We start from the raw sequence: 2,904 nt of genomic DNA on the forward strand, positions 1-2,904 counted from the left end.
GTTACAAAAGTGGCGGGGGAACTCCGTCACTCAAAAAAGCATGAGAAAAAAAAGGAAAAAGAAGCCTGCGGTCTAACTGTACTCAGTTGACCGTCAGGTTCGTTCACACTCTCTCCTCGATAGCCAGAAGGTTTACTTAGAAGAATGTATCAAACTTTTACAAAGAAACCGATCAAACTCATAAAGTCTCTCTCTGCACTGACAAAAGGAGTTAGCTAGCACGATGCTGGTTCTCCCTTTTTCAGATTGGACAATACACGGCCCTCAAAACCAGAAAAATGAAGAATTGTAAAGTTTTATCAAGATATTGGCACATCTGAATTAAAATCTTCTCATAAAAAAGACTAGCTTTTAGCAGGCACAAATTGTGGAAAAAGGTTTAAAACTCAGAATATGAGATCGAGTTCGCTGCTCTTACATGGTGCAATAAAATGTAACTTTTGATGCCAGAACCAGTAGCCTGAACTTTGTCGAAGGCCCAATGCCCGTCCGGCCAAGGCTTTCGGAAAATCGCCTTCTTGGCGCTGCATCAAATCTTAAGTGCAATTACTTTCCTTGCACGAGAGCCGGAGCCTTCGAGCAAACATTTAGCTCCAGGGCTTACGCACCAAAACTTGGATAAACCGGGTTTTTTTACCGGGAGCGAGGGCGGCAACAAAGTGTTTTCGTTCATCAAACCCGGTTTCAGCGTCCGAGACTCAACTCGATCGAATGAATGCAGTCGCAACCAATGTTTAAAAGTGGCGATACTGCAAGTTGCGTGCAAAGCAGGGAGCTAACCGCAGTGATGGATCTCGATTGTTTACCTTACGGCGCAGGCCACGCACAGGAAGGGGTCTGTCTGCTAGTCCGAATGGGGCCGCACCGCATTTTACTCGACTGCGGTGTAGAGGATATTGCACCGCTATCAGCGACACTAAATCGATCGCTGCCAGCCGATTTTGTGGTGTGTACCCACGCCCACTCCGATCATGCCAGAGGCTTGCTAGCGCTCCATCAATCTTTCCCCCACTTGCCAATTTACGCCAGCGAAGTGACAGCGCGACTGCTACCGCTCAACTGGCCAGAAGTGGCTCAGCAGCCAGAGTCCCGGTTCTGTAAGGGACTGCCCTGGCAGTCGCCGCTCGAAGTGCGCCCTGGACTGAGCGTACAGTTGTTCCCGTCGGGTCATTTGCCCGGAGCGGCGACTGTGCTGCTGACTTATGCAGCCCCACACCGCACCTACACCGTGGTTTACACCGGCGACTTTTTCCTGTCGAATTCTCGTTTGGTGGAAGGTTTGCCCCTGGGAGAACTCAGGGGCATGAAGCCGGATGTGTTAATTTTGGAAGGCAGTTACGGCACGGCGCGCCACCCTCACCGCCGACAACTAGAAAATCAGTTAGCCGATCGCATCCACCGCGCCATCGCCGACGGTTACTCGGTACTGCTGCCCGCGCCGGCCCTTGGTTTGGGCCAAGAAATGCTGATGCTGCTCCGCAGTCACCACTACTTTACTGGCCGCGACTTGGATATTTGGGTGGACGGCACTGTCGCCGACGGGTGCGACGCTTATCTGGAACTGTTACCCCAATTTCCCACCGCCGTCCAAAATTTTGCTCTGCACCAACCTTTATTTTGGGACGAAAGGGTGAAACCCCGCGTCCGCCGGCTGTCTGCCGAACAGCGCCCCGGATTGGGAGCCACGCCCTGTATTGTAATTACAGACAAGTTAGCTGATTTGGGTTTGTATGTTGCCGATGGCACAAATCCTTGGATTTTGCTCGCCCCTCAAAAACCAGGATATCCCGTCACCGACTGGCTGGGCAACAGGCCCCTATTTGGAGTCACAAGTGTCGAAACTTATCTGCTAGCCGAACACTGCGACGGGCCGGGGACGACCCAACTCATCCACAATTTGCGTCCCCAGCACGTAATTTTACTCCACGGTTCCCCTGCATATTTGGCTGACTTGGCTAACTTGGACGAGCTGCGAAACCGCTACCAGTTGCACACTCCGGCGGCCGGAACACTTGTCGAATTGCCGATCGGGGAAATGTTTTTGCAGCCCGCTATCCCAGAAACTAACTATGAGGGAGAACTCAGCGAATTGGGGACAGAGGTAGCAATTAGCTTGCCGAGTCCGATTACAGCCGATCCTCGGTGGGCCAATTTTGCCGATACCGGTTTGGTAGAAGCGCGCTGGCAAGGCGAAGAACTGGTACTGCGGGGCATCTCCCAGCGGGAACTCCTTTTTCAAGGCAGCGCCGTTCAGGCCAACCTCGAATGCTGCGGCAATTGCCAGCACTACCGCAGCCAGCGCTGTTGGAACCAGTCCAGTGCTTTGTTTGGCTTTAAAGTTACCCCCGACGGTTTCTGTCCGGTGTTTAAAGCGATACCGGAGTCGGAACTTTTCCTAGATGGCGAAACAGACGGCGAATAAGCTGTCGGGCACATCGAAACCAGCCTGCAGGCAAAGAAAACAAAAGAACAGTTCTGGACGCACCCAGACAAAAAACCCGGTTTCAGCAGGGGTAAGCTGTCGCGTATTGAATTTTTAACTACCAGCCGGGAAGTCCCTCGGTATATTTAAAGGGGATTAATCTGAGCGCTGCGCGAAGTACCCCGTTGGGAATTACCGAGCGTGATGAAAGGCTCGTCGGGTGTAGGTATCCAAAGCGACAATTATTTCTGTATATCCCTTGATAATCTGGAAATACTCTGATACTATATTGGCAAGTGGGGGTGGAACTACCTCACTATAAAAAGCCTTTGAAAAAAAGGAAAAAGAAGCCTGCAGTCTAACTGTACTCAGTTGACCGTCAGGTTTGTTCACACTACTGTGTACTTAGGATCGCGAATTAAATAACTTACAATTTTAATTGTTATTGTGGGATGGGCGTCCCGCCCGTCCTTTTTGGACGG

1 protein-coding gene is annotated in these 2,904 nt (G+C 51.1%); it reads left to right on the forward strand.

Annotated features, from left to right (window positions below; translation table 11 throughout):
• Positions 1-787 precede the first annotated feature (787 nt).
• Positions 788-2,422: an MBL fold metallo-hydrolase gene (locus QUB35_RS38745; protein ID WP_333148358.1), complete on the forward strand. Its 1,635-nt coding sequence runs from the start codon at positions 788-790 to the stop codon at positions 2,420-2,422.
• The last annotated feature ends 482 nt before the right edge of the window (positions 2,423-2,904 follow it).

The sequence above is a fragment of the Microcoleus sp. B13-B6 genome, from assembly GCF_036705405.1.
Lineage (GTDB): Bacteria > Cyanobacteriota > Cyanobacteriia > Cyanobacteriales > Microcoleaceae > Microcoleus.